We start from the raw sequence: 25,259 nt of genomic DNA, 5'->3' as shown, positions 1-25,259 counted from the left end.
ATGAAAAGCGTAAAGATTACCACCGCAGTTGCCCTTGTCGCCCTAGGTGCCTGTACCGATCCGGCGACCCTGGCGTCGCAATCCGACCCAAACAAGAACACCAAACAAGGCGCCCTGATCGGCGGGATCGTCGGAGCAGGCGTTGGCGCAATCGCCAATGATTCCGATCCGGGCCTTGGCGCGTTGGCGGGCGCCGCCGTTGGTGCCGCCGCCGGTGGTATTGTCGGCAACCAGTTGGACAAACAGGCCGCCGAGCTGCGCCAGCAGCTGGCCAATGACGGCATCACCATCGTCAATCAGGGCGACCGCCTGCTGGTCTCGCTGCCCAGCGACATCACCTTCGACACCGATAGCGCCACCGTGCGCCCCGCCTTGCGGAGCGAAGTGAACAAGGTGGCGCAAAACCTGCTGCGTTACCCTGACTCGACCATTCAGGTCGTCGGCCATACCGACAGTGATGGCGATGCCGGTTATAACCTGAACCTGTCCGAGCGGCGGGCAAACTCGGTCGCCGACATCCTGCAGGCCGGTGGCGTGACCTATGACCGGATCACCATTGTCGGCCGCGGCGAGGAGCAGCCGATTGCCTCAAACCTGACCGCAGGGGGCAAAGCGCAGAACCGGCGGGTCGAGATCTATATCATTCCGCGCAAATCCTGATCGCGGCCCTGCAATTCTCAACATCTGATGCGCGCGGGCAGGGCTTTGGTCTTGCCCGCCTTCGCGCTAAATCAGGGCAAACGCATCTGATGGAGATTAAGCATGTCGACCCCCGTTCTTGTTGGTATTTCCGGATCGTTGCGGCGCGAAGCCACCAATCGCAAGCTCCTGCGCGAGGCGGCGCGGTTGTTTGGCCCCTCCGAGTTTGTCGAGGCTGACCTGAACCTGCCGCTTTATGATGGCGATTTGGAATCTGACGAGGGCATCCCCGAAGCAGTTCAGGTACTGACCGATCAGATCGCGCGGGCCCATGCCATCGTCATCTCGACCCCGGAATACAACAAGGGTCCCTCCGGCGTGCTGAAAAACGCGCTGGACTGGGTCAGCCGAACCAAGGGCAACCCCTGGGCCGACAAACCGGTCGCGGTGATGTCCGCCGCTGCGGGCCGCGCGGGCGGGGAGCGGTCGCAGATGATCCTGCGCAGTTTCCTGGTGCCGTTCCAGCCGCGTCTGATCACTGGTCCAGAGGTTCATCTGGCCAGCAGCTCGGCCGAGTTCCAAGACGATGGTCGGTTGAAGAATGAACGCTATGAGCAAGCACTGCAGGCGCTGATGGAGAAACTGCGCGCCCAGATCGACTGATTGCCCTTGTCAAACACTGATATTTTCGGAACTTCGGCTCCTAAAGCGACTTTTCGGGCCTGAATTCCGCGGGGATCTCGTCTTTGCCCTCGAGCATCAGATCGGTCATCACCTGCGCCACTTTCGGGGCCATGCCGAAGCCGATCTTGAAGCCGCCATTGGCAATGAACTGACCGGCATGCAGCGGATGCGCCCCCAGCATCGGCGCGCGGCTACGCGACCGGGGCCGGACACCGGCCCAACGTTCGATCACCTCGGCTCCGTGCAGGACGGGCAGGGCGCGCGTTGCGCGGTCCAGCACTTCGTCCAGCGCGTCATCCGTCGTGCCGGGGTCGTCATAGTCCCGTTCCGAGGTCGATCCGATTGCGACCGTGCCATCCGCATGGGGCACGACATGCACCGCATCGGCAAAGATCTGCGGCACTTCGCCTGCATTGAACCGCAACAGCGCGGCCTGTCCCTTGACACCATTTCCCACCGTCTTGCGAAAGGCGCGGCTTAACTCTTCCAGCCCATGAACTCCGGTCGCGTGCAGAACCTGACCAGCATCCTCGGCCTCAGTCACGATCTGCGCGCCCAACGCGGTCAGCGCGGCGCTCAGTGCGGCGCAGGCACGGCGGGGGTGCATTCGGGCGGTCAGCGTGTCGTGGATCACGTAACCAGTGGGCGAGGCAGGCGACCAGTTCCCCACCTCGGACACCGGGCGTACCGACCACTCCGCCTTACCTTGCCAAAGTGCTTGGGCCGAGGCCTCGCGCCCGCGCGCCAGGTGCAGCGCTTTGTCATCGGAAATCGGCTGCAAACGCCCCAGCCGCGCATAGCCCGGTGAAACACCGCCTGTCGCCTCGACATCGCGCCAGAACGGCTCGGCCAGCAACAAACTATCGAACTGAAAGCCTTTCTTGGCATTCCAGTTCTCGGGCACATGCGGGGCAAGCGCCCCGACCAGTCCGCCTGACGATCCCGCGCCCGGGCCGTTCGGGTCCACCACCCGGACCTGTGCGCCGCGCCGGGCGCAGATCCACGCGATCGACAGTCCGAAAATGCCCGCCCCGCGAATGGTGATATCGATGCTTGCCAAGATCGCCGCCTTTCTCCAGTGTCGCGCCGTTGCGGACAGCTCCTGAGCGCAATCCGAAAAGTGGGAACCGGTTTTCGGATCAAATTGCGCGCCAAAAAATTTATGCGCAATCCAGAAACTGTGAAACGGTTCTCGGAACAGACTGCGCATCTAGGAACGGGTGGATCATGCCATGAATGACCAGCGTGCGGAACTCAGCTGGACCGAGGCCGGGGTGCCGGTGTCGGAGCGTTTCGACGATCCCTATTTCTCGCTCCAGAACGGGCTGGAGGAAACGCGCCATGTGTTTCTGGCCGGCAATGACCTGCCGGGCCGATTTGCGCCGGGGTTTCATATTGCCGAGTTGGGTTTTGGCTCCGGCCTGAACATGCTAACCGTCTGGTCCGAATGGGAGCGTAGCGGGCAGACCACGCCGCTGCACTTCACCAGTTTCGAAGCATTTCCGATGGCGCAGGCGGAAATGGCACGTGCGCTCACCACCTTTCCAGGACTCGCGCCGTGGACGGATCGGTTTCTAAACGGTTGGGACGGGCAATGTTGCAAACTGGAAACCCTGCACCTGAATGTCATCCATGGCGATGCACGTGAAACGCTTGGCGCGTGGACGGCGCAGGTGGATGCCTGGTTCCTCGACGGGTTCTCACCCGCGCGCAATCCTGAGATGTGGCAACCGGACCTGATGGCGCAGGTGGCAAGGCATACGCGGACCGGAGGCACGGCGGCGACCTACACAGCGGCAGGTTTTGTCCGCCGTGGGCTGGAAGACGCGGGATTCTCCGTCACCCGCACCCAAGGTTACGGTCACAAGCGGCACATGACCCGCGCGGAAAAGGCTTGAGCCAGCAAAACAACATCCCGACGGGCATCGCGCTGATGCTTCTCGCAACTGTCATTTTTGCGCTGCAGGACGGCATCTCGCGCCATCTGGCGGGGGCCTACAATACCTACATGGTGGTGATGATCCGCTACTGGTTCTTCGCTGCGTTTGTCGTGTCGCTTGCTGCTCGCCGGTCCGGCGGCCTGGCAGCGGTGGCGCGCACCGACCAGCCGGGTCTGCAAATCCTGCGCGGGCTGCTTCTGGCCACCGAGGTCTGTGTCGCGGTGTACGGCTTTACCATTCTGGGCCTGATCGACAGCATGGCCGTTTTTATCTGCTATCCGCTGATCATTGCGGCTCTAAGCGGGCCTATCCTGGGCGAACAGGTGGGTTGGCGACGCTGGATGGCGATTGTCATCGGCTGCATTGGCGTGCTGATCATCCTGCAACCGGGGCAGGGTGTCTTCAACATCTGGGCAATTATCCCGTTGATCTCGGCTCTGATGTTTGCGCTCTACGGGTTGTTGACCCGCTACGCCGCCCGCCGTGACAGTGCGGAGACCAGCTTTTTCTGGACCGGTGTTGCGGGCGCTGCTGCCATGACCTGTATCGGGCTTTGGTTCTGGCAACCGATGAGCCCGCTGGACTGGGGCTGGATGGCCACGCTCTGTGTCAGCGGCGTTCTCGGTCATTGGGTGCTGATCAAATGCTATGAGATGGCCGAAGCCAGCGCGGTTCAGCCCTTTGCCTATTTTCACCTGCTCTGGAGCGCGATCGTTGGGATCGTCGTGTTCAATGAGCACCTCAGAACATCCGTTGTGATTGGCGCCGCGCTGATCGTCGCGGCGGGGCTGTTCACACTATGGCGCGAACGCGCTCAGGGTCGATCCCGATAGCTCGGCGGAGAACGGGACTGGTAGCGGGTCCTGCCCCAGTCGCGCGCGATAGACCGGCAGGCTTTCGGTGACACGCATCACATAATTCCGGGTTTCCTTGAAAGGGATGTGTTCGATCCAGTCCACCATATCCACGGAGCTGCGCCGTGGATCGCCGAACCGCCGCATCCACGAGATCGGGCGCCGTGGCCCGGCATTATATCCGGCTGCCATCATCACCACATTGCCGTTGAAATCGCCAGCGAGGCCCGCGAGGTAGTTCGCGCCCAGCTTGGCATTGTATTTCCAGTCAGAGGTCAGCCGGTCGGTCTTGTGCCCGCCCAGAACACCCAGGTCCTTGGCCACCAGCTTGGCCGTGGCGGGCATCACCTGCATTAGCCCACGCGCACCCGCACCGCTGATCACCACCGGATCGAATTCGCTTTCCCGCCGGGCGATGGCAAGGGTCATTTCCTTGGCCATTGGCAGGCTCAGCTTGGCGACCGGATGCACCGGGTAATAGGCCGCATGAAGTACCTGACCGGTTCGCGCTGCGCGTTTCGAAATCATTACCGCCAGATGCGATTCGCCCTTGTCGATGGCCATCTCGCCCAGTTGCGCGGCCTGCACCGGATCGAGGCTTTCAGCCAGATGGGTCAGGAACCGCTCGGCAAGGTCCCGCTCGCCGATCTGTTGCAACAGCAGACCTGCCTCCAGCACACTGGAATTGGTGAATGCAGCATCCTGCCAGGGCGGATGACTGGGTGGGTTCGCCAGATTGGTGTCGAACGGTCGCCCGATCTGCTCGGCCGCCAGCAGCCCGTAGAACGAGGTCTGGTACTCCGCACCCATTGCATAGGCCTCATGCGCCTTGTCTGCATCGCCAGCGGCGGCATAGGCCCGTCCCTTCCAATAACCCGCGCGCCCTTTCGAGATCGGTGACCGGATCGCCGCATCGAAACGCTCAAAGTGCTGCGCAGCTGTGGCGGGGTCGTTCAACCGGCGCAGGGCGATATAGCCTGCAAGCCATTCCAGATCGGCATAGGCATAGCCCATATCCGGCGTCATGTGATGCCGTGCGGCCATGCGATAGGCGCGTTTAGGGTCGCCATTGCGCATTTCCAGCCGGGTCAAACGGCGGCGGCGCTGGGCCCATTGGTCAGGCTCTCCCAAAGCGTCAGCGCTGGAGGAGCGTTCCAGCAACAGATCAATGGCGCTGTCATCCAGTTCCTTGCGGTCGCGCCACACGAACCGCTCATAGGCAAGCCCCGGTGAATCCTTCAGTTCGGCAGGGATCGCCTTGATTTTGCCGTCCACGCCCGGCGCCATGTCACGCAGGGCAATGCGGGCCTCGGCCAGCTTCTGCTGACCCGAACCGACCAGCGGCAGCATCCGCTTGGCGCTGACCATATGCCCGTCCCAGAGCAACCGGTCGAGTCGCGCGCTGTGATGTGGTTTCAGCAAGCGGCCAAAGTTTTCCAGATAGTCCTTCTGCAACCCGCTGCCCATCGGCATGGTGCGCCAGGCCTTGACCAGTTCCGCCTCGGCGTCGCCCTGATGCCCCGCCGACTTCAACGCCACGGCATAGTTTAGTGCCCCTTCGGCGGTCTGCGGCGGCTTTCCGGCATAAAAGCTCAGCACCCGGTCGGGATCGCCATTGGTAAAGCTGGGCTCACTCTTGCGGCGCATCCAGTCCAGCCCCGGCCAATCAGCGCGGCGGTCGAGAAACACCAGCACGTCGCCGGAACTGCCGAACCCGCTACGCAGCCAATGCCAGACGATGACATCGCGCGACACTGACCCACGCTGGCCCGCAACACGCAGCGCTTCGTTCCAGTCGCCCTTGCGCATTTGCGCCAATCCGGCGCGCAGATCCCCGGCGGAATCCGCCCATGAAGGCCCCGAAGCCGAGAAACCAACACCAATTAGAACGACTAGAGCAGACAGAACGCGTGAGATCACTTGCATTTCCCGACAAACCAAGGCTAGAGCCTTTCACGATAAGCAGTGCGCCGCCGGGATCAACTCCCATTTGTGCCGGTGCGCTTGATTGGCGCGCATTCCGTGCGTCGTGACCGAATTCTAGGGAGCGTTCCATGTTCAAAGGCTCGATGCCTGCCCTCGTCACCCCGTTCCGCAACGGCGAGCTTGACCTGGAAACGCTCAAACGTCTGGTCGAGTGGCAGATCAGTGAAGGGTCAACCGGGCTTGTGCCCGTGGGAACCACCGGTGAAAGCCCGACGCTGACCCATGAAGAGCATGAAACCGTGATCGAAGAGGTCGTGCGCACCGCTGCGGGCCGCGTGCCGGTGATCGCCGGGGCTGGATCGAATAACACGATCGAAGCAATCCGCTTTGTCGAGTTTGCGGCCCGGGTCGGCGCGGATGCGGCGCTTGTGGTCACGCCCTATTACAACAAGCCGACGCAGCGGGGCATGGTCGCGCATTACACCGCGCTGCATGATTGCGCCGATGTGCCGATCATCATCTACAACATTCCCGGCCGCTCGATCGTGGACATGACGCCCGAGACGATGGGGGATCTGGCGCAACTGCCCCGTATCATCGGCGTCAAGGACGCGACCGGAGATTTGGCGCGTGTCAGCCAGCAGCGTGCGAGTTGCGGCAAGGAGTTCATCCAGCTCTCGGGCGAGGATGCTACTGCGCTGGGCTTCAACGCCCATGGCGGTGTCGGCTGCATCTCGGTTACCGCAAATGTCGCGCCGCGCCTGTGCGCCGAGTTCCAGCAAGCCACGCTGCGCGGCGACTACGCTGCCGCGCTCGACTATCAGGACAAGCTGATGCCGCTGCACGAGGCGATTTTCACAGAACCCGGACTTGTTGGCGCGAAATACGCCATGAGCAAGCTGGACCTCTGTTCCGAAGAGGTGCGCCTGCCACTAACCGGCCTCGAAGACAGCACCAAAGCGGCTATCGACGCAGCCATGAGACACGCGGGCCTGATCTAAGACCTCTAAGGTCGAGAGGGGGTAGTGCCCCCTCTCCCAAACTGTTCTCAGCGTTTGCCGTAATACAGCCCAACCACATGCTCGGCCTGCGCGAAGAACAGCCAGCGCGAGGTGGCGACGCCCGCCAGATGCGACAGTACTGCAAGCAGCGCAAAGAGATGGTTGAACGGCAGCAGCAGCAGCAGCGCCGGAAGCACGAACGCCAAGCCAAAGGCGATGATCCGCAGTTTGTCGCTATGCTTGCGGCCCACCACATGCACGAATTCGCGCAGCAGGTAATTGGTGCCGGTATGCGGCGGCTCGAACGCGCGCACGCTGCCGCGCGCGCCCAGACCGGTTGCGGTGCCCAGATCGGTTCCCGAGGTCGCCAATGCCCGGTCGCCCATCTGCCAATAGCCCAGCTGCACCAGCGCCGCGATTAGCAGCAATGGAAATGCGAACCCGACCTGTCCGGCGAGCAACGCCCCGCCCGCCAGGCTAAAGGACAGGAACATGGCCGGTGTCAGCTTTAGGTTCCAGCGCGGGATGGTGCGCAGCTGCGTGTAAATCATCGAGGTGGTGAAAACGGTCAGGGCCGAAAAAACAGAGCCTAACAGGCCCAGAAATCCCCATCTCTGGGCCAGAAACACCGGGCCAAGCGCATAGAGGCCCATCAGAACTAGCGCGATCACCGCGCACCAGCCCTCGCGGCTGAGCCAGCTAGACCTCCATTGCGTGAAGGCTTTCATCGCGCGCTCGGGATGCCCCAAATGGAAGGTTGACGCCATCAATCCACCTACCGCCAGCGCATAGGCAATCGCAAAAAAGACAAACGCGACCCAACCGGTGACATCGGGCAAGCCGAGACCCAGAAAGAACAGCAGGCCAAAACCGAGACCCGAGAGTGTCGTGAAGACGATGACGGACGGTGCGGGATGCATCAGCGAGTTCCTCCGGGCATTTTATCGAGCGCCTTGTCGAGCCACCCAAGGAACCCTCCTGCCTCCTCGGCAACCGGTGCCAGCAGCGGCGCAAGAATGTCGATCTGCTCGTCGATCGTATCTTTGGGGCGCGGGGGCAGGTATTTGTTCACCGGTTTGGTGTCCATTTCAGGCATCAGGTCCATGCCGCCTCGCTCGGCGGTCAGTATGCTGACATTGCTGTCGGGATCGGCGAAGTCACCGAAATGCCGCGCTCCTGCCGGGCAGGTACGTACGCAGGACGGCACGCGGTCTTCCTCGGGCAGGTTCTCGTTGTAGATGCGGTCGACGCACAGAGTGCACTTCTTCATCACGCCCTCGGCCTGGTCAAGCTCGCGCGCGCCATAAGGGCAGGACCAGGCGCAGAGGCCACAGCCGATGCAGTCACTTTCATTGACCAACACGATTCCATCCTCGACCCGTTTGTAGCTGGCCCCGGTGGGGCAGACGGTCACGCAGGGTGCATCCTCGCAATGCAGGCAGGATTTCGGGAAGTGGATCAACTGCGCCGGGCCGGTCTCCGGCTGCACCTCATAGGAATGCACGCGGTTCAGGAACGTTCCTGACGGGTCGGCCCCGTACGGGTCCTGATCGCTGAGTGGCGCGCCGTAATTTTCTGTATTCCAGCCTTTGCAGGAAATCACGCAGGCGTGGCAGCCGACGCAGGTGTCCAGGTCTATGACCAGGCCCATCTTGCGCTTGGTATTGGTGGGTAGCTCGGTCATGTGCCTGGCTCCATCTCAAAACAGTGTCGGGCGAATTGTGTAAGATCGGCGTTAAAGCGGTCGGGCTCTTCCCAGAACGGGCTGTGCCCGCAATCCTCATAGACCAGTGTTTTGGCCGTCGGGATTGCGGCTGCCGCCACTTGTCCAACCATTGGCGGCGCGGGACGATCATGCGCGCCCCACAGGACCAGCGCCGGCACGCGCATCTTGCCCAGATAGGGCCGGTAATCCTCGTTCCGTTGACGCGCGGCCTTTCGGATATGCGGCGGGCAGAGCATGTTGAACCCGACCATGCGGGCAAGGTCATCTGCGTTGGGCTGCTGGTGAAAACAGGCTCTGACAAAGGCCAAAGTGGCGGAAACATTGGCGGCCTGATCGGATGAGGTCATCCCGGTGGCCACGACAGCGTCATCCGCCAAACGGGCCACGCGGGCCTCTTCGGCCATATGCGTACCGGTCGTGGCAAAGGAATCCACCAGGCAAAACCCCGAGATCGCCTGATCGCCGAAATGCTTGATATAGTCTCCAGCCACCGCGCCGCCCATCGACCAGCCAACCAGCACAGGCCGCTCAAGCGAGAGTGCGCTTATGATGGCCGCCACGTCCTCGGCCCATGGGGTTGAGTTGTCAAAGGCGCCCGGCGTTTCTGGTTTGTCCGAGGCACCATGCCCACGCAGATCCGGCATGATCAGCCGGAACTCCTCGGCCAGTGGATATTGCCGCTCCCAGCTCAGGTGATGCTGCGACCACCCATGTATCAGCAGGATCGGTGGCGCGTCTTCCGGGCCGAGATCAAAGACCTCCAACCCGACGCCACCATGCCCGGTGATACGGTGCTGCCTCATTTGCCAACTTTCCAGGCCAGAGTATCTGGCCCTTGACCGACCGGAGACTTGATCGGCGCAAATTCGGGTTGGCTTTGCGCGTCGCTCGGACCCGCAACCTTTTCGATCCTTACCTTCAGATCGAACCAGGCGGCCTGCCCGGTGATCGGGTCGGAATTTGCCCAGCGCAGCCCGTCGCCCTTGGGTGGCAGCAATTCGTGGATCAAGTGGTTGAGCAGGAAGCCTTTGGTGGCTTCGGGAGCGTCGTCCGACAGCGCCCAGGCACCTTTGCGTTTGCCGATGGCGTTCCAGGTCCAGATGGTGTTCTCGTTCAGTGAGGCCATCTCCATCACCGGCACGGTGATCGCGCCATGCGGGGACGAGACCCGCGCCCAGTCACCATCCGAAAACCCATGCTCGTGCATCAGCTTGGTCGGCACGTACAGCGGATTGCGCCCGTGCAACTGCCGCAACCAGGCGTTTTGGGTGCCCCAGGAGTGATACATCGCCATGGGACGCTGGGTCAGCGCGTTGACGGTATAGCCCTCGTTGCCGGTCTGGTCGGTTTCATACCAGATCGGCAGCGGGTCCAGAGTAGCCTTGATCCGGTCGCGCAGATGATCGGGGGGCTGACGCTCGCCATGGCCCTCGGCGGCCAACTGGAACTTGCGCATAGGCTCTACATAAAGCTGAAACAAGTAAGGCTGTGGGCTGTCATAGATGCCCATGCCCACTGCCCAATCCTGATAGGCGCTGTTCCACGGCTTGTAGTAATCCGCGCCATCGGGGATATGCGAGACATAGAAGCTGCCGTTTTCGATATAGCGATCCAATTGGTCGGGATTGACCGCGCCCCGCCCTTCCTGATCGCCATTTTCACCCCGGAACCCGGCCAGCGGGCCGATACCCGGCTTGCGCTCATGATTGACGATGTAATCTGCGTAATCGGTGTATTTGGCCGATCCGTCTTCGTTGGTGAAACCCGGCAGCCCCAGCTTGTTGGCCAGTTGCACCAGCACGGTCTGGAACCCACGCACGTCGCGGTCGGGTTCGACCACCGGCCAGCGGATCGCATCCGCTGCCGCATCCGCCTCGCAGATGGGACGGTCCAGCAGCGAGATGCAGTCATGGCGTTCCAGATAGGTGGTGTCCGGCAGGATCAGGTCGGCATAGGCGACCATTTCCGACGAATAGGCATCGGAATAGATGATCCGGGGAATCACATAGTCGCCGTTCTCATCTTTGTCGGTCAGCATCTCCATGACACCTTTGGTGTTCATCGAGGAGTTCCACGACATGTTTGCCATATACATGAACAGCGTGTCGATCTTGTAGGGATCACCCGCATGGGCGTTCGAGATCACCATATGCATCAGCCCGTGGCTGGACATCGGGTTTTCCCAGGTGAATGCCTTGTCAATCCGCGCCGCGCTGCCATCGGGTCTCAGCGCCAGGTGTTCCGGACCGCGCACAAAGCCCAGATGCGGGCCATCGAGTGGTTGGTTTGCCGTCACGCCCACATGGGGCACCGGATGCGCCTCGACCGGTTTGGGGTAGGGTGGTTTGAAGCGGAAGCCACCGGGCACTTCGACCGTCCCGAGCAGGATCTGCAGTACATGCAGCGCCCGACAGGTCTGGAACCCGTTGGCATGGGCCGAAATCCCGCGCATCGAGTGCATCGAGACCGGGCGGCCGATCATCTTGGAATGCGTCTCGCCCCGGAAATCGGTCCACTCCTTGTCCAGCTCGAACGCCTCGTCAAAGGCGACGCGGGCCAGTTCAGCGGCAATCGCGCGGATCTTGCCCGCTGTGATGCCGCAGCGCTCGGCAACCGCCTCAGGCGCGTATTCGTCGCTGAGATAGCGCTCTGCCATCTGGTGGAAGACTGGGCGGTGGGTCACGCCGTCTTTTTCATAAGTGGCCGACAGATCCGGGCGGACGCCCTTCTGATCGAACGGCGTTGGCTTGCCGGTGTTGCGGTCGATGACCAGCGTTTTGCCATCGCCGTCGCGCAAAAACAGACCCTGTTCCGGGCCTTCTGAGGCATTCACCAGCACCGGAGCATTGGTATAACGGCTGAGATAATCCAGGTCGATCTTGCCTGCCTTCATCAGCACATGCACCAGAGCCAGAATGAACAGACCGTCGGTGCCCGGGGTGATCCCCACCCAGTCATCGGCAACCGCGTTGTAGCCCGAGCGGATCGGGTTCACCCCGATCACCCGCGCGCCACGGGCCTTGATCTTGCCAATACCCATCTTGATCGGGTTGCTGTCATGGTCTTCGGCCACGCCGAACAGCATGAAAAGCTTGGTATGCTCCCAATCGGGTTGGCCAAACTCCCAGAAAGCGCCGCCCATCGTATAGATGCCTGCGGCGGCCATGTTGACCGAGCAGAACCCGCCATGGGCCGCATAGTTCGGCGTGCCGAAATTCTGCGCCCAGAAGCTGGTGAAGCTCTGCGACTGATCGCGGCCGGTAAAGAAGGCCAGTTTTGACGGATCATCCTTGCGGACCGGACCCAGCCATCCGGCAGCGATCTCCAGCGCCTCGTCCCAGCTGATCTCTTCGAATTCGCCTGACCCGCGCGGGCCGACCCGCTTCAGCGGAGCGCGCAGACGCGACGGCGCATTGACCTGCATGATCCCGGCTGAGCCCTTGGCGCACAGCACGCCTTTGTTCACCGGATGGTCGCGGTTACCTTCGATATAGGCAACTTTCCCGTCCTTCATGTGCACATTGATCCCGCAGCGGCAGGCGCACATGTAGCAGGTGGTCTTGCGCACCTCGTCAGAAACCTTTGGCGACGTGTCGAGCACTGGCTGGTTCATTTTGGATCCCTGTCGGCTTTTGATCCGATCATTCCCATGTTTGGGTTAACTTCGGAACATTTTTTTCGCTCTTGCCCTGCGTTTCGCGCATTTGTTCCGGGTCTAAGCGTTTTGTGCCTGCACTGCGGTGACGGCAATCATGTGGAGCACATCCTCGGCGGAGCAGCCCCGCGAGAGGTCATTTGCAGGCTTTGCCAGCCCTTGCAGAACCGGCCCGATCGCCTCGACCCCACCAATGCGCTGGGCGATCTTGTAACCCAGGTTGCCCGCGTCGAGGTTGGGGAAGATGAAAACATTAGCCTGACCGCGCAGCGGAGACGCGCTTGCTTTCTTGGCGGCGACCTCGGGCACGAAAGCGGCGTCGAACTGCAGCTCGCCGTCGATCAGAAGATCGGGATCAGCCGCCTTGGCAATCTGGGTCGCCTCAACAACTTTCGAAACCTTCGGGTGGTCGGCGCTGCCCGAGGTCGAGAACGACAGCATCGCCACGCGCGGAACTTCCTGTGTCAGAGCCGCAAATGACGCCGCAGATGCGCGCGCGATTTCGGCCATCTCCTGGGCGTTCGGATCGACTACCAGTCCGCAATCGGCAAAGATATGCGCGCCCTGGACCTCGTGGTGATCCTTGCAGTGAAGCATCAGGAAGAAGCTGGACACCATGGCGGCACCCGGCGCCTTACCAATGATCTGCAGGGCCGCCCGCACCGTGTTTGACGTGGTTTCCACCGCACCGCCGACTGTGCCGTCGGCAAGTCCCTGACGCACCAGCATCGCGGCATAGACCAGGCGCTGCGAGACTTGCTGCCGCGCCTGTTCCGGCGTCATGCCCTTGTGTTTGCGCAGCTCATGCAGAGCCGTCGCAAATTCTTCGGAATGCGGAGACTCCGTCGGATCGTGAATCTCGATGCCTTCCACATCCGCGCCACCGCGTTCCGCCAGAAGCGCGGTGACCTTGTTCCGATCACCTACCAGGATGATCCGCGCCACCCCGTCGGCGCGGGCCTTCAGGGCCCCGTCGACGACGCGCGGATCATCGCCCTCGGCAAGGGCGACGATCTTGTTGGAGCTGGTCGCAGCCCCAAGTATGGCGCGCAGGGGTTTCACGCGATCAGACCCCGGCCTGCGGCTGCATGTCTGCTGCGCTGATGCCGGCAACCTCGACCGGCTTCTTCATTGCGTCGCGGCGGAAGGGATCCCCCAGTTCCTGGTTGATCATCGCTTCGATCAGTGTGGTGATGCCGTTTTTCTGGTCGATGATCGCCTGGTTCAGAGCGGCGGTCAGTTCGTCCATGGTACGGGCCACGACACCTTTCAGACCGCAAGCCTGTGCAATACCGGCATAAGAGACTTCGGTGTCGAGCTCGGTACCGACGAAGTTGTCATCAAACCACAAGGTCGAGTTGCGCTTTTCCGCGCCCCACTGGTAGTTGCGGAAGACGATCTGAGTGATGGCGGGCCATTCGCCGCGGCCAATTGCGGTCAACTCGTTCACCGCGATGCCGAAGGCGCCGTCACCTGCGAAACCCACAACCGGAACATCTGGCTGACCGATCTTGGCGCCGACGATGGCAGGCAGGCCGTAGCCGCAGGGGCCGAACAGGCCCGGTGCCAGGTATTTGCGGCCTTCCTCGAACGCGGGATAAGCGTTGCCGATGGCGCAGTTGTTGCCGATGTCGGACGAGATGATCGCATCTTTCGGCAGAGCGGCCTGGATTGCGCGCCATGCCATGCGGGGGCTCATCCAGTCGGGCTTGGCCGCGCGCGCGCGCTCGTTCCAGGTGGTGCCAGGATCGTCCTGCTCGTGGGTCAGCGAGGTCAGTTCCTGCGCCCAGGCAGATTTCTTCTGGGCGATATTGGCCTTGCGTGCGTCGCGGCCATCATCACCGGCTGTGTCCGAAAGCTGCGCCAGAATGCCGTTGGCCACCTTGGCGGCGTCGCCGACGATGCCGATGCTGACCTTCTTGGTCAGACCAATGCGGTCCGGGTTTATATCAACCTGAATGATCTTTGCATCTGCGGGCCAGTATTCGATGCCATAGCCCGGCAATGTCGAGAATGGGTTCAAGCGGGTGCCGAGGCACAGGACCACATCCGCTTCCGAGATCAGCTCCATCCCTGCTTTCGAGCCGTTATATCCCAGCGGACCTGCAAACAGCGGATGGTTGCCCGGGAAGGCATCATTGTGCTGATAGCCAACGCAAACCGGAGCGGTCAGACGTTCGGCCAGCGCTTTGGACGCCTCGATGCCGCCTTGTGCCAGAACCACGCCAGCCCCGTTTAGAATAACCGGGTTCTTGGCTTCGCTAAGCATCGCTGCAGCTTGCGCGACCGAGTTCTCGCCGCCAGAGGAGCGTTCGAATTCGATGGGTTGCGGAATTTCGATGTCGATCACCTGGGTCCAGAAATCACGCGGAATGTTCAACTGCGCCGGGCCGCTCAGGCGTTTGGCCTGTGCGATCACGCGGGCCAGAACTTCGGCAACGCGGGTGGGATCACGCACTTCTTCCTGATAGGCTACCATGTCTTCGAACAGTTTCATCTGCTCAACTTCCTGGAACCCACCCTGACCGATGGTCTTGTTTGCTGCCTGCGGAGTCACCAGCAGCAGTGGGGTGTGGTTCCAATAGGCGGTTTTTACGGCAGTGACGAAGTTGGTGATGCCGGGGCCGTTCTGGGCAATCATCATCGACACCTTGCCGGTGACGCGAGTGTAGCCGTCGGCCATCATCCCGCCCGAACCTTCATGCGCACAATCCCAGAACGTGATGCCAGCGTCTGGAAAAATGTCAGAGATTGGCATCATTGCAGAGCCGATGATTCCGAACGCGTGCTCGATGCCGTGGGACTGCAGTGTTTTGACAAAGGCTTCTTCGGTCGTCATTTTCATGGGATACGCTCCTGATGGCAAAGAGAATGGGCAGCATGGCGCCGCGAATTGACGTTGGGTTTAGGCCGTCTTGAGACACCCCGTTAGGGCCAAAAATCAACCCCGGTTAGGTCCAAAATCGCAATCAATTGCAATATAATGATAATATGGGTCTCAATAATCGAATAAATTTGTGGCTTCAGCAATATATTTGATGCCAGTGGCGACTTTATTGCTCGCAATCGAGGAATAACCCAGCCGATAATACTCGGTCGGTTCATCCGGACCGCTAAAAAAGACCTTTCCGGGTTCGATAAGAACGCTGCGCTCTATCAGTCGGCGCGACAATTCATAGCTGTCGACCCCGTCGGGGGCCTTCATCCACAGCGAGGACCCGCCATAGACGCCGCGCCCGGCGATGGTCAGGCCATGCTCGGCGATAGCCTTCTCCATCGCTTCGCGCCGTTGTTTCAGCGCGGCGGATACCCGGCGTATCTGAGTGTCATAATGCCCAAGCGACAGGAAATAGGCCGCCGTGCGCTGAATATGCCCGGGCGGGTGGCGCAGGGTCAGCATCCGCAGGGCGCGCACTTCGCGGATGAAGGGTTCCGAGCCGACTATATAGCCAATCCGCAGCCCGGGTGACAAAGACTTGGAGAAGCTGCCGACATAGATCACCCTCCCATCGGTATCCAGCGACTTGAGCGAGGGTGACGGCGCACCCGCAAAGGCCATCTCGAAATCGTAGTCGTCCTCGACGATCATCGCGTCGATCTCATGCGCTCGCGCCAGCAGGTCCCGCCGCCGCTCCAGCGGCATGGTCGCGGTTGTGGGGCTTTGATGGCTGGGGGATGTGAATATCACGTCGGTCTCGTCCGGCACCAGATCGGGCGGCAACCCGTCCGCATCGACATTCAGCGGCGTGATCTGGCAGGGCAAACGCCGCAGCATTTCACTGAGCGCGTAATAGCCGGGGTTCTCGATCGCTGCCCGGCGCCGGTGGTTCAGCAACACCTGCGCCGCCAGCCACAGTGCATTCTGCGCGCCAAGGGTGATCAGGATCTCCTGCGGCCGCGCGGTGATGCCCCGGCGGGGCAGGGTGTGCCGGGCAATGAACTCGATCAGCAGCGGGTCGTCCTGATCGGCATAGTCGGCAGTGAGCGAGGCAAAATCCTTCTGCCCCAGCGCCCGCACTGCGCAAAGCCGCCAGTTGGCATGGTCAAACAGGGTCGGGTCGGTCTGCCCGTAGATGAACGGATAGCTATAGTCGCGCCAGTCATGTGGTTTCAGCAGCATGTCGCCGCCCGAATAGCGCCGGGCGATCGCTCGGCCCCAGTCCACATTTTCTTCGGCGCGTTCTGGTGGCGCATAAGAGGGCGGGACCGGTGCATTCTCTGACACGAAATATCCCGACCGCCCGCGCGAGGTCAGGTAATCGTTCGACAAAAGCTCGGTATAGGCCAAGGTCACCGTGATCCGGCTGACGCCCAGATGTTCGGCCAACTTGCGCGACGAGGGCAGCTTTTCCCCCACGCGGAAGCGGCCCAGCAGAATGCCCTCGGCGATCATCTGCTGAATCTGGGCCTGCAAGGTGCCCTGTGCATCGGGCTTGAGAAAGAATGTGTCTACGGCGATCCCCATGGCGCGACCCTAAACTGGACCGAGCGCGGGTGCAATCTGGACTTAATCGCTGGGGTTACTTCTTTTTTTTCCAGATCGCAAGCGGCCCGTTCAAGCAGTCCATGTCGGGATAGCAGGCCAGATCTTCGGCCAGAGGCGCGATTACATAGGCGCCGGGCCTGAGCGTTTCAACCATCCGCTCTTCCAACTGCCGCTGGATTTCGGGGACGCGGATGGGCCGGTAGGAAAAGATCACATCATACGGTGCGTAATCGAAACTCAGGGCATCGGCGACAAAGATGTCGTCCTTCAGTCCCAGCGCCTTTTGTCCGCGCCGGATCAGATTGACGTCCAGGTCGAACCCCGCATAGGCAGACCCGTTCAGCAACCCCGACAGTTTCGCGATTAGCAGATTGCGCCCGGTGGCGCAGCCGATCTCAAGGAACGATATCGGGCGATAGGGTTCGCCCGGGGCAAAGAAATCGGGGTCATGGGTCAGCATCTGATCGACGACAATCAACTGCCGCACAAAGCCGTCGAGCGGGTGCGGGATATAGCCGTGGGATACCTCGGGCAGCACAAAGCTGCTTTCGTGGTCCTCCTCGGGCAGGGCGCGGACACGTTCGTCGATCAGGCCCTGAAGGGTCTTTTGCAGCGCCGACGCCATCTGCAGCTGGGTGCTGCGCTCGACTTCCAGCGCGGCCTCGTTGCGGTTATGAGAGTGCAGCAGATCCTCGAATCCGTCCAGCCGGGCGCGCAGGGTTTTGAGCCGATCTTCGAACCCCTTCTGAAATCCGGTCAGCGTCTGCTGCAGCGACCGGAATTTGTGCCGGGTCGAGACCAGCAGGCTGTTCGAGGCAACCCCTTTCTGGCCCAGGGCCGACGTGATCAGCTCGGTGATCTGCTTTTCCTGTTTCTGCAGCTTGGAGCGGGTCTTTTCCAAATCCTCCTGCGCCGCCTGCAGCTTTTCCAGCGCCTCGTCCATGCGCAGTGCCGCATGTAGGAGTTTGAATGGTCTTTCGCTCGGCATCTGATCCTCCGCCCCTCAACTCTCTGTGACGTTACAGTAAAACCGGATCAATCAAAGCCCTTGGTCAAGGGGCTTGACGGCAGGTTGTGTCAAATATAACTATAAAACTAGTTTAATGGAGATTCGGAAAATGTGGGAAACAGCAGCGACCGGTTTTGCCGCGATGGGGTCCGAGGCCCGGCTGAAGGTGCTCAGGACCCTCGTGAGGGCGGGCGAGACCGGTTTGACCGTGGGCGAGATACGCGACCGCACTGGGATTGCCCCGTCAACCCTCGCCCACCACCTGAAATTCTTGACCGCGGGTGGTGTGGTAGAACAGAAGAAAATGGGCCGAAATACCATAAACAGAGCCTGTTATGACCAGTTACGAAACCTCGCCGACTTCATTCTCGCCGAATGTTGTGCGGACGATCTGAAGAAGGTGGCAAATGATGGCTGATCTTACACAGAGCCCACGCCCTGGGCGCCGCATTCGGCTGCAGCATCTGAAAACGCCCTGGACGCTGATCGTGCTGATCCTGTTGGCGGTTTTGGCGCTGGACCCGGGCAACTTCGAAACGGTGATACGGTTTGCCATTGGTGCATTGGCAAATACTGCGCCCTATATCCTGTTCGCCGTGTTGCTGCTGGCCTATCTCAAGGCCACAGGTGCCGAGGTGCTGGTGGCAAAAGCCTTCGAGGGGCGCGAAACCCGCATGATCCTGCTGGCGGCCGTGTTCGGTGGGCTTGCGCCTTTCTGCTCCTGCGAGGTCATTCCGTTTATCGCCGGTCTGCTGGCGCTTGGCGCACCATTGTCTGCGGTGATGGCCTTCTGGCTCAGCTCGCCGCTGATCGACCCGCCCACCCTGCTTATCACGGCGGGCGCGCTTGGCTGGCCTTTTGCAATAGGCAAGGCTGTCGCTGCGGTGGCACTGGGCCTGTTCGGTGGGTTCGCGATCAAGGCCCTGATGCGGAGTGGAGCCTTTGCCCAACCGCTTAGGACCTATACACCACCCGGCTGTGGATGTGGCTCTAACAAAGCAGAAACTCCGGTCTGGCAGTTTTGGCAGACAGCAGAGCGCCGGTCGCGGTTCCGCTTGGAATTCGCCACCAACGGTCTCTTTTTGCTGAAATGGCTGTCGCTGGCCTATGTGCTTGAGGCGCTGTTGGTCAGCTACGTGCCGGCCAATCTGATCGCGCAGGTCGTTGGCGGCGAGGGTGTGATCCCGATTGCTACCGCAGCTCTGGTGGGCATGCCCGCCTATCTTAACTCCTACGTCGCGCCACCGCTGCTGGCGGGGCTGATGGAACAGGGCATGAGCGCGGGGGCAGCGATGGCCTTCATGATCGCAGGGGCGGTTAGCTCCATCCCGGCGATGGCGGCAGTCTGGTCCTTGGTCAAACCACGGGTCTTTGCCGCTTATCTAGGTCTTGGCGTTCTGGGTGCGGTTCTTGCGGGGATCTTGTTCCAGATGGTCTGAGGCCGCGCATAAAACCACTCGAAAGGGCGCCACAGGGCGCCCTTTTGCATTTGAAATCAGGGGGTTTCAGGTCCACAATTGGCAGGCACCTTATCTGCCAATCCGAAAAGGGATGATCTTCATGAGACGACTGAGTTCACTGGCCGCAATTCTGTCTCTGTGCCTTTGGTCCGGGCCGGCGCTGGCGCAGGGGTTGATCGACAAAGGCTTCGTACATGGCTGGAACGTGATGGTCGATCCGGCCTTTGGAAATGGCTGCCTGATCCAGACTGTATATCAGGACTTCTCGATCGTGCGGCTGGGCTATGATGCGACCCAAAACCGGGGCTATTTCACCGTGATCAGCAAGGATTGGGGACAGATCAAGAAGGGCGAGACCTATCCGATCGAGTTCGACCTGGATGGGCAGAAATTCGATGCCAATGCGATCGGTTTGAAAACCGACGGCATTCCCGGCGCGGTGGTCTTCTTCACTGACCGCAGCTTTGTCGACGCAATCGCCAAGCGCAAGGTCATGACGGTCTATGGCGCAACCGGGCAGGAGGTGATGGCAATTGATCTGGCCGGAACCGGCAAGGCGCTGGAATATGCGCGCAAATGCCAGGATCAGCAGGGCTGAGATCAGCGAATCGGGTCGAACTGCGCGTCCTTTGCGCGGCAATCGTGGATCACGTCGCGACCACAAGGCACCGGCTCCAGCGATTTCGACATGCACAGGCGCGCCTCCTCGATAAAGCCGTCGCGGCAGGTGATCGTGATCATGTCACGCTCCAGCGCCGGGTTGGCTTGCAGGAAGGCCTCTTCCACCACCGTGGCGGGCAGGGTGACCGACTGATCCAGTTTGCGAAAGACCGGCGGGCGCGTGATTGCGCCGTAGGCCTGCCGGGACAGATCGAAATACTGTGCCGCAGTCAGGCCCGAACAGGTGCCGTGCTTCTTCCATTGATGCCAGGCCAGCCCGGAACTGCCTTGAATATCTGACATTTCCCGCGTCATTCCGCGCGACGGTGGCGCGTGGGTCGTGCGGCAGTAAGATGGCCAACCCAGATGGAATTGCGGCCAGAGCCCGTGCAGGATCCAGCCATGATCCTGCGCGGCATCGCATTGGTCCGCCCCGCGCGCATCGCCCTCGCGCGCACACCAGTTCGGCGACCAGCTCAGCGACAGGACGTAATAGTCGAACTCACCCGCCTTCTCGCCCTCGGCAAGCAGTGGAACGGCGCTCAGGCACCAGACGAGAAACCAGCGCATTCGGCTCTTCCCTTATTGCAATACCGCGACTATATACTGGCCAAGTTCCCCGACAACGGAAACCTGCCCAAGGGCAACCTGGGCCGCCGAATTCCGGCGACGGGAAAGATGTATTCTAAGGAGACACGCTCATGTCGAAACCTCTGATGGCCAAGGCGACCGCCGTATGGCTGGTGGACAACACCACGATCAGTTTCAAGCAGATCGCGGATTTCGTGGGCATGCACGAGCTGGAAATTCAGGGCATCGCTGATGGCGACGTGGCTGCCGGTGTCAAAGGCTTTGACCCCATCGCCAACAACCAACTGACCCAGGAAGAGATCGACAAGGCACAGTCGAACCCGCTGTACCGGCTCAAGCTCAAGTTCAACCCGGCCGCCTCGGGCGAGGAAAAGCGTCGTGGCCCGCGTTACACCCCGCTCAGCAAACGTCAGGACCGCCCAGCCTCGATTCTTTGGCTGGTGAAGTTCCACCCCGAGCTGAGCGACGGTCAAATCTCGAAACTCGTAGGCACTACCAAACCGACCATTCAGGCGATCCGAGAGCGGACCCATTGGAACATTTCCAACATTCAGCCGATCGACCCGGTTGCATTGGGGCTGTGCAAGCAATCCGAGCTGGATGCGATCGTTCAGAAGGCCGCCGCCAAGAAGGCTGCCGAAGGTGGCGTGATGAGCGACGACGAACGCCGCAAGCTGGTATCGACCGAACAATCGCTCGAAATGGATGCCGAGCCCCGCATCCCGACCGCGATCGAAGGGCTTGAAACCTTCACGTTGGGCAGCGCCCCAGAAGAGAAAAAAGAAGAGCCGATCGTCGACGCTGACAGCTTCTTCAACCTTCCCAATAACGACGAGGAAGAGGAAGAAGAAGACAATAGCGACGATCCGCGCTACTGAAATCTGGACAATGACGAACAAAAAGCCACCGGGACGACCGGTGGCTTTTTTTGTTGCCGTGAGTGTGTTCGTCCGGGCGGTCATGGTCGGCTTCAGTAAAATTCGCTACAACCTGAGCGGGTGTTGCGGGGCTTGACCCGCATGGGCGCATGCGTTGAACTGTCTCCGAATTGCACCGCATCGCGGGAAACCCGTCTTGAGGAGGACGCCAAGAATGAGATTGGCCAGATTGTACAGAGGTGTGCTGATCGGGCTTGCGGCAGCGATGCTGGCCGCGATGCCGATCTCCGAGGCTCAGGCGGACCACAAGAAAAAGACCGATGACGCAATCAAGGGCGCGCTGATCGGGGCTGGTGTCGGGGCGCTGATCGGCAAGGGTCGCGGGGCCGCTGCAGGAGCCATTCTGGGTGCCGTTATTGGCGCCAACACGAAATGATCTGCCAGTATTTGGCCCTGACAAGGGCAAACAAGCTTGGGAGTTTCTCCTTGATGTCCAGAAACAGAATTACCAACACGATGCTTGTGGCCCTGCTGATGGCCCCCATCGCCGCCAGCGCCGATGAAGAGGCCGACGCAATGGTGCAGGCTGCGCTTCCGGTCATGCACCATAGCTGCGCCAGCGTCGTCGAAAAGGGTCATCGCGACGAGGCTTTCGTGTATGACGTGGTCGGAAAAATGACCGCCGTTTCGCTCTATAACCGGCAGATAGACATTACCGCCTTTTCCGATAGCGAGGATGATGCGGCGCAGTTGCATGCCGCCTTTGTCGAAGCCTTGGAAGCCGGGTGTTCGGCAGACGAGAACGCGCTGCTGGCCGGTGTGGTCGACAATGCGGTGAAAGTGGCGCTGGGGCTTTGAACCCGAGGCGGCCAGAAACAACGAGCCCGCCAAAATGGCGGGCTCGTTTCATTTGATCGGCGGGGATATTCCCGCCAGCGTCAGTGGACCACGGCATCATCCGGGCGCGGGCGCTCAGAGGTCCCCAGCCGGTCGCCGATGATCAACCCGTCAGGTCCCGAAGTGACCGGGACGGTGTCGCCATCCATGATCTCACCAGCAAGAAGGGCTTCGGCCAGTGGGTTCTGCAGCGCCCGCTGGATCACCCGCTTCAGCGGCCGTGCGCCGAAGACTGGGTCATAGCCCTCGTTGGCAAGCCATTCCCGCGCACCCTCATCCATGGCCAACTCGATCTTGCGACTTGCCAGACGTTTCTTGAGCCGCGCGATCTGAATATCGACGATCCCGTCCATATCGGCCCGTTTGAGTCGGTCGAAGATGATCGTTTCATCCAGACGGTTCAGGAATTCGGGGCGGAAATGTGCCCGCACCGCATCCATCACATCGCGCCGCGCGTCCGAGGCATCGGCTCCCTCGGGTAACTGGCTGAGCGCCTGCGAGCCTAGGTTCGATGTCAGGATGATCAGCGTCTGTTTGAAGTCCACAGTGCGGCCCTGACCGTCGGTCAGCACGCCGTCATCCAGCACCTGCAACAGCACATTGAACACATCCGGGTGCGCCTTCTCGACCTCGTCGAACAGCACGACCTGGTACGGGCGGCGGCGGACTGCTTCGGTCAACACGCCACCTTCGTCATACCCGACATAACCCGGAGGGGCACCGATCAGGCGCGCGACGCTGTGTTTCTCCATGAATTCCGACATGTCGATGCGCACCATCGCGTTGTCGTCGTCAAAGAGGAAATTTGCCACCGCCTTGGTCAGCTCGGTCTTGCCGACACCAGTCGGCCCGAGGAACAGGAACGAACCCAATGGCCGACCTTCGTCATTCAGCCCCGCACGCGCCCGGCGCACCGCGTTTGCCACGGCGGTTACGGCGGCATTCTGGCCGATCACGCGGGCGTGCAGGTCATCCTCCATCCGTAGCAGCTTTTCGCGCTCGCCTTCCAGCATCTTGGCGGTCGGGATCCCGGTCCAGCGTTCCACCACCGCAGCGATCTGCGTCGGTCGCACGGTTTCCTCGGCCATCATGGCGTTGCTTTCGTGGCTTTCGGCATCGGTCAGCTTTTTCTCAAGCTCCGGGATGACGCCATAAGACAGCTCTCCGGCCTTGGCGAGGTTGCCCTCGCGCTTGGCGATCTCCAGATCGGCGCGCGCCTTGTCGAGCTGTTCCTTCAGATCGCGCGCGCCAGCCAGCTTGTCGCGTTCAGCCTGCCATTGCGCGGTCATCTCGGCGGATTTCTCCTGCAGATCGGCCAGATCCTTTTGCAGGGTTTCCAGACGATCCTTGGATGCCGCGTCATCTTCCAGCTTCAGCGCCTCTTCCTCGATCTGCATCTGCAGGATCTGGCGGTCCAGCTGGTCGAGTTCTTCGGGTTTGGAATCCACCTCCATCCGCAGCCGCGACGCGGCCTCGTCGACAAGGTCGATCGCCTTGTCGGGCAGGAACCGGTCGGTGATATAGCGGTGCGACAGGGTCGCCGCCGAGACCAGCGCCGAGTCCGAGATGCGCACGCCATGGTGCAGTTCGTATTTTTCCTTGATGCCGCGCAGGATGCTGATCGTGTCTTCGACCGTCGGTTCAGTGACCAGAACGGGCTGAAACCGGCGCGCGAGCGCGGCGTCTTTTTCGACGTATTTGCGATACTCATCCAGCGTGGTGGCACCGATACAATGCAGCTCACCCCGGGCCAGCGCCGGTTTGATCAGGTTGGCGGCATCCATTGCTCCGTCGGATTTCCCGGCACCCACCAGCGTGTGCATCTCGTCGATGAACAGGATGATCTCACCAGCGGCTTCGGTGACCTCGGTCAGAACGGCCTTAAGGCGTTCCTCGAACTCGCCACGGTATTTGGCACCGGCGATCAGCGCACCCATGTCAAGCGCCAGCAGCTTCTTGTCCTTGAGCGATTCCGGCACGTCACCATTGATGATGCGCAGGGCCATGCCCTCGGCAATCGCGGTTTTGCCCACGCCGGGTTCCCCGATCAGAACCGGGTTGTTCTTGGTGCGGCGCGACAGAACCTGCATCGAGCGGCGGATTTCCTCATCCCGCCCGATAATCGGGTCAATCTTGCCTTCGGCAGCAGCCTCGGTCAGGTCGCGCGCGTATTTCTTGAGCGCGTCATAGCCATCCTCGGCGCTGGCGCTGTCGGCGGTCCGGCCCTTGCGGATATCGTTGATCGCCTCGTTCAGCGATTGGGCCGAAACATGCCCCGCCTCCAGAGCGTCCTTGGCATTGGATTTCACCATGCACAGCGCCATCAGGACCCGCTCGACCGGCACAAAGCTGTCGCCTGCCTTTTTCGCGATTTTTTCCGCCTCGGCCAACACCTTACCAGTCTGACCGTCCAGATAGACCTGTGCGGCATCGCCGCTGACCTTGGGCTGTTTCGAAAGGCTGAGTTCCAGCGCCTCGGCCACGCGACCGGGATTGCCCCCGGAACGGGTGATCAGGTTGCTGGCAAGCCCTTGGTCGTCATCCATCAATGCCTTGAGAATATGCTCGGGCGTGAGCCTCTGGTGACCTTCGCGAATTGCAATGGTCTGAGCGGCCTGCACGAAACCTCGTGCCCGCTCGGTGAACTTGTTCAAGTCCATATTGTTCTCCTTTTCCAAGCGCCCGGTTCTTGCAGCGCCCGCTTGGCGGCACGCTACGGTTTGGGCCTTGCTAGATATTTGGGAAATATCGCAACGGCTTCAAGAGGCTGTGAAGACGAAATCGAATGCCTTGCCCTACCATGGAGCACTGAAAGGTAAGCGTGGCATGCTGCAACTGCGGATGTACCGTTTC

The 25,259-nt window shown here is 61.0% G+C and carries 23 protein-coding genes; 11 read left to right on the top strand and 12 right to left on the bottom strand.

The features are described 5' to 3' along the window. Both AB1E33_RS08190 and AB1E33_RS08185 read left to right on the top strand, forming a co-directional pair. Entirely contained in the window at positions 1–660 is a 660-nt protein-coding gene (locus AB1E33_RS08190; protein ID WP_372576779.1) for a YiaD family glycine zipper/OmpA-like lipoprotein, read from the top strand. 102 nt (positions 661–762) lie between these two features. Further along, positions 763–1,302 (top strand): NADPH-dependent FMN reductase, encoded by a 540-nt coding sequence (locus tag AB1E33_RS08185; protein WP_372576778.1) that lies wholly within the window; start codon positions 763–765, stop codon positions 1,300–1,302. 40 nt (positions 1,303–1,342) lie between these two features. Here the strand turns inward: AB1E33_RS08185 and AB1E33_RS08180 are convergent, their stop codons facing one another. Next, the gene (locus AB1E33_RS08180) at positions 1,343–2,383 is read right to left on the bottom strand and encodes an NAD(P)/FAD-dependent oxidoreductase (protein ID WP_372576777.1); all 1,041 of its coding nucleotides are present in this window, start codon (positions 2,381–2,383) and stop codon (positions 1,343–1,345) included. Positions 2,384–2,555: 172 nt separating this feature from the next. Between AB1E33_RS08180 and mnmC2 the strand changes: the two genes are divergently transcribed. Both mnmC2 and AB1E33_RS08170 read left to right on the top strand, forming a co-directional pair. Next, complete coding sequence (gene mnmC2 / locus AB1E33_RS08175; RefSeq protein ID WP_372576776.1) at positions 2,556–3,221, top strand: tRNA (5-methylaminomethyl-2-thiouridine)(34)-methyltransferase MnmC2; 666 nt, start codon at positions 2,556–2,558, stop codon at positions 3,219–3,221. Next, positions 3,218–4,096 (top strand): DMT family transporter, encoded by an 879-nt coding sequence (locus tag AB1E33_RS08170; RefSeq protein ID WP_372576775.1) that lies wholly within the window; start codon positions 3,218–3,220, stop codon positions 4,094–4,096. The genes mnmC2 and AB1E33_RS08170 overlap by 4 nt, the downstream gene beginning before the upstream one ends. Here the strand turns inward: AB1E33_RS08170 and AB1E33_RS08165 are convergent. Next, positions 4,061–6,043 (bottom strand): lytic transglycosylase domain-containing protein, encoded by a 1,983-nt coding sequence (locus tag AB1E33_RS08165; protein ID WP_372576774.1) that lies wholly within the window; start codon positions 6,041–6,043, stop codon positions 4,061–4,063. The two genes, AB1E33_RS08170 and AB1E33_RS08165, sit on opposite strands and share 36 nt — an antisense overlap. 128 nt (positions 6,044–6,171) lie before the next feature. Here AB1E33_RS08165 and dapA point away from each other — a divergent pair, with 128 nt between their 5' ends. Next, positions 6,172–7,044: a 4-hydroxy-tetrahydrodipicolinate synthase gene (gene dapA / locus AB1E33_RS08160; RefSeq protein ID WP_372576773.1), complete on the top strand. Its 873-nt coding sequence runs from the start codon at positions 6,172–6,174 to the stop codon at positions 7,042–7,044. A 47-nt stretch (positions 7,045–7,091) separates the two neighbouring features. Here the strand turns inward: dapA and AB1E33_RS08155 are convergent, their stop codons facing one another. From AB1E33_RS08155 to AB1E33_RS08120, 8 genes are all read right to left on the bottom strand, one after another. Further along, positions 7,092–7,964: a dimethyl sulfoxide reductase anchor subunit family protein gene (locus tag AB1E33_RS08155; protein ID WP_372576772.1), complete on the bottom strand. Its 873-nt coding sequence runs from the start codon at positions 7,962–7,964 to the stop codon at positions 7,092–7,094. Beyond that, positions 7,964–8,728 carry a 4Fe-4S dicluster domain-containing protein gene (locus AB1E33_RS08150; protein ID WP_372576771.1) on the bottom strand — a complete coding sequence of 255 codons (765 nt, stop codon included), beginning with the start codon at positions 8,726–8,728 and terminating at the stop codon, positions 7,964–7,966. The genes AB1E33_RS08155 and AB1E33_RS08150 overlap by 1 nt, the downstream gene beginning before the upstream one ends. Continuing rightward, positions 8,725–9,573, bottom strand: a complete 849-nt coding sequence (locus AB1E33_RS08145) for an alpha/beta fold hydrolase (protein WP_372576770.1) — start codon at positions 9,571–9,573, stop codon at positions 8,725–8,727. The genes AB1E33_RS08150 and AB1E33_RS08145 overlap by 4 nt, the downstream gene beginning before the upstream one ends. Beyond that, positions 9,570–12,383, bottom strand: a complete 2,814-nt coding sequence (locus tag AB1E33_RS08140; RefSeq protein ID WP_372576769.1) for a molybdopterin oxidoreductase family protein — start codon at positions 12,381–12,383, stop codon at positions 9,570–9,572. The genes AB1E33_RS08145 and AB1E33_RS08140 overlap by 4 nt, the downstream gene beginning before the upstream one ends. Before the next feature lie 102 nt (positions 12,384–12,485). After that, complete coding sequence (gene pta / locus AB1E33_RS08135) at positions 12,486–13,487, bottom strand: phosphate acetyltransferase (protein WP_372576768.1); 1,002 nt, start codon at positions 13,485–13,487, stop codon at positions 12,486–12,488. A gap of 4 nt (positions 13,488–13,491) precedes the next feature. Further along, a complete protein-coding gene (xsc, locus tag AB1E33_RS08130) occupies positions 13,492–15,270 on the bottom strand; it encodes a sulfoacetaldehyde acetyltransferase (RefSeq protein WP_372576767.1) in 1,779 nt (592 codons plus the stop codon). A gap of 153 nt (positions 15,271–15,423) precedes the next feature. Beyond that, entirely contained in the window at positions 15,424–16,890 is a 1,467-nt protein-coding gene (gene pdxR / locus AB1E33_RS08125; RefSeq protein WP_372576766.1) for a MocR-like pyridoxine biosynthesis transcription factor PdxR, read from the bottom strand. A 55-nt stretch (positions 16,891–16,945) separates the two neighbouring features. After that, a complete protein-coding gene (locus AB1E33_RS08120) occupies positions 16,946–17,899 on the bottom strand; it encodes a class I SAM-dependent methyltransferase (protein ID WP_372576765.1) in 954 nt (317 codons plus the stop codon). Between the two features lie 130 nt (positions 17,900–18,029). Here AB1E33_RS08120 and AB1E33_RS08115 point away from each other — a divergent pair, with 130 nt between their 5' ends. From AB1E33_RS08115 to AB1E33_RS08105, 3 genes are all read left to right on the top strand, one after another. Further along, positions 18,030–18,338 (top strand): ArsR/SmtB family transcription factor, encoded by a 309-nt coding sequence (locus tag AB1E33_RS08115; protein ID WP_372576764.1) that lies wholly within the window; start codon positions 18,030–18,032, stop codon positions 18,336–18,338. Then, complete coding sequence (locus AB1E33_RS08110; protein ID WP_372577262.1) at positions 18,331–19,359, top strand: permease; 1,029 nt, start codon at positions 18,331–18,333, stop codon at positions 19,357–19,359. Before AB1E33_RS08115 ends, AB1E33_RS08110 begins: the two co-directional genes overlap by 8 nt. A 121-nt stretch (positions 19,360–19,480) precedes the next feature. Next, a complete protein-coding gene (locus AB1E33_RS08105; protein WP_372576763.1) occupies positions 19,481–19,978 on the top strand; it encodes a hypothetical protein in 498 nt (165 codons plus the stop codon). Positions 19,979–19,980: 2 nt separating this feature from the next. Here the strand turns inward: AB1E33_RS08105 and AB1E33_RS08100 are convergent, their stop codons facing one another. Then, complete coding sequence (locus AB1E33_RS08100; RefSeq protein WP_372576762.1) at positions 19,981–20,610, bottom strand: ribonuclease T2 family protein; 630 nt, start codon at positions 20,608–20,610, stop codon at positions 19,981–19,983. A 131-nt stretch (positions 20,611–20,741) separates the two neighbouring features. On the opposite strand from AB1E33_RS08100, the gene AB1E33_RS08095 reads away from it, so the two are divergent. From AB1E33_RS08095 to AB1E33_RS08085, 3 genes are all read left to right on the top strand, one after another. Continuing rightward, positions 20,742–21,509, top strand: coding sequence for a DUF1013 domain-containing protein (locus AB1E33_RS08095; protein ID WP_372576761.1), 768 nt, complete (start codon positions 20,742–20,744; stop codon positions 21,507–21,509). Between the two features lie 214 nt (positions 21,510–21,723). Further along, the gene (locus AB1E33_RS08090; RefSeq protein ID WP_372576760.1) at positions 21,724–21,945 is read left to right on the top strand and encodes a YMGG-like glycine zipper-containing protein; all 222 of its coding nucleotides are present in this window, start codon (positions 21,724–21,726) and stop codon (positions 21,943–21,945) included. A 53-nt stretch (positions 21,946–21,998) separates the two neighbouring features. Next, positions 21,999–22,367: a hypothetical protein gene (locus AB1E33_RS08085; protein WP_372576759.1), complete on the top strand. Its 369-nt coding sequence runs from the start codon at positions 21,999–22,001 to the stop codon at positions 22,365–22,367. An 80-nt stretch (positions 22,368–22,447) separates the two neighbouring features. On the opposite strand, the gene clpB is transcribed toward AB1E33_RS08085, so the two are convergent. Beyond that, positions 22,448–25,066, bottom strand: a complete 2,619-nt coding sequence (clpB, locus tag AB1E33_RS08080) for an ATP-dependent chaperone ClpB (RefSeq protein ID WP_372576758.1) — start codon at positions 25,064–25,066, stop codon at positions 22,448–22,450. Positions 25,067–25,259: the final 193 nt, after the last annotated feature.

This window comes from Ruegeria hyattellae, assembly GCF_041537925.1.
Lineage (GTDB): Bacteria > Pseudomonadota > Alphaproteobacteria > Rhodobacterales > Rhodobacteraceae > Ruegeria_C.
The sequence above is the reverse complement of the archived record's forward strand: the minus strand, read 5'-3'. Positions and strand labels throughout refer to the sequence as shown.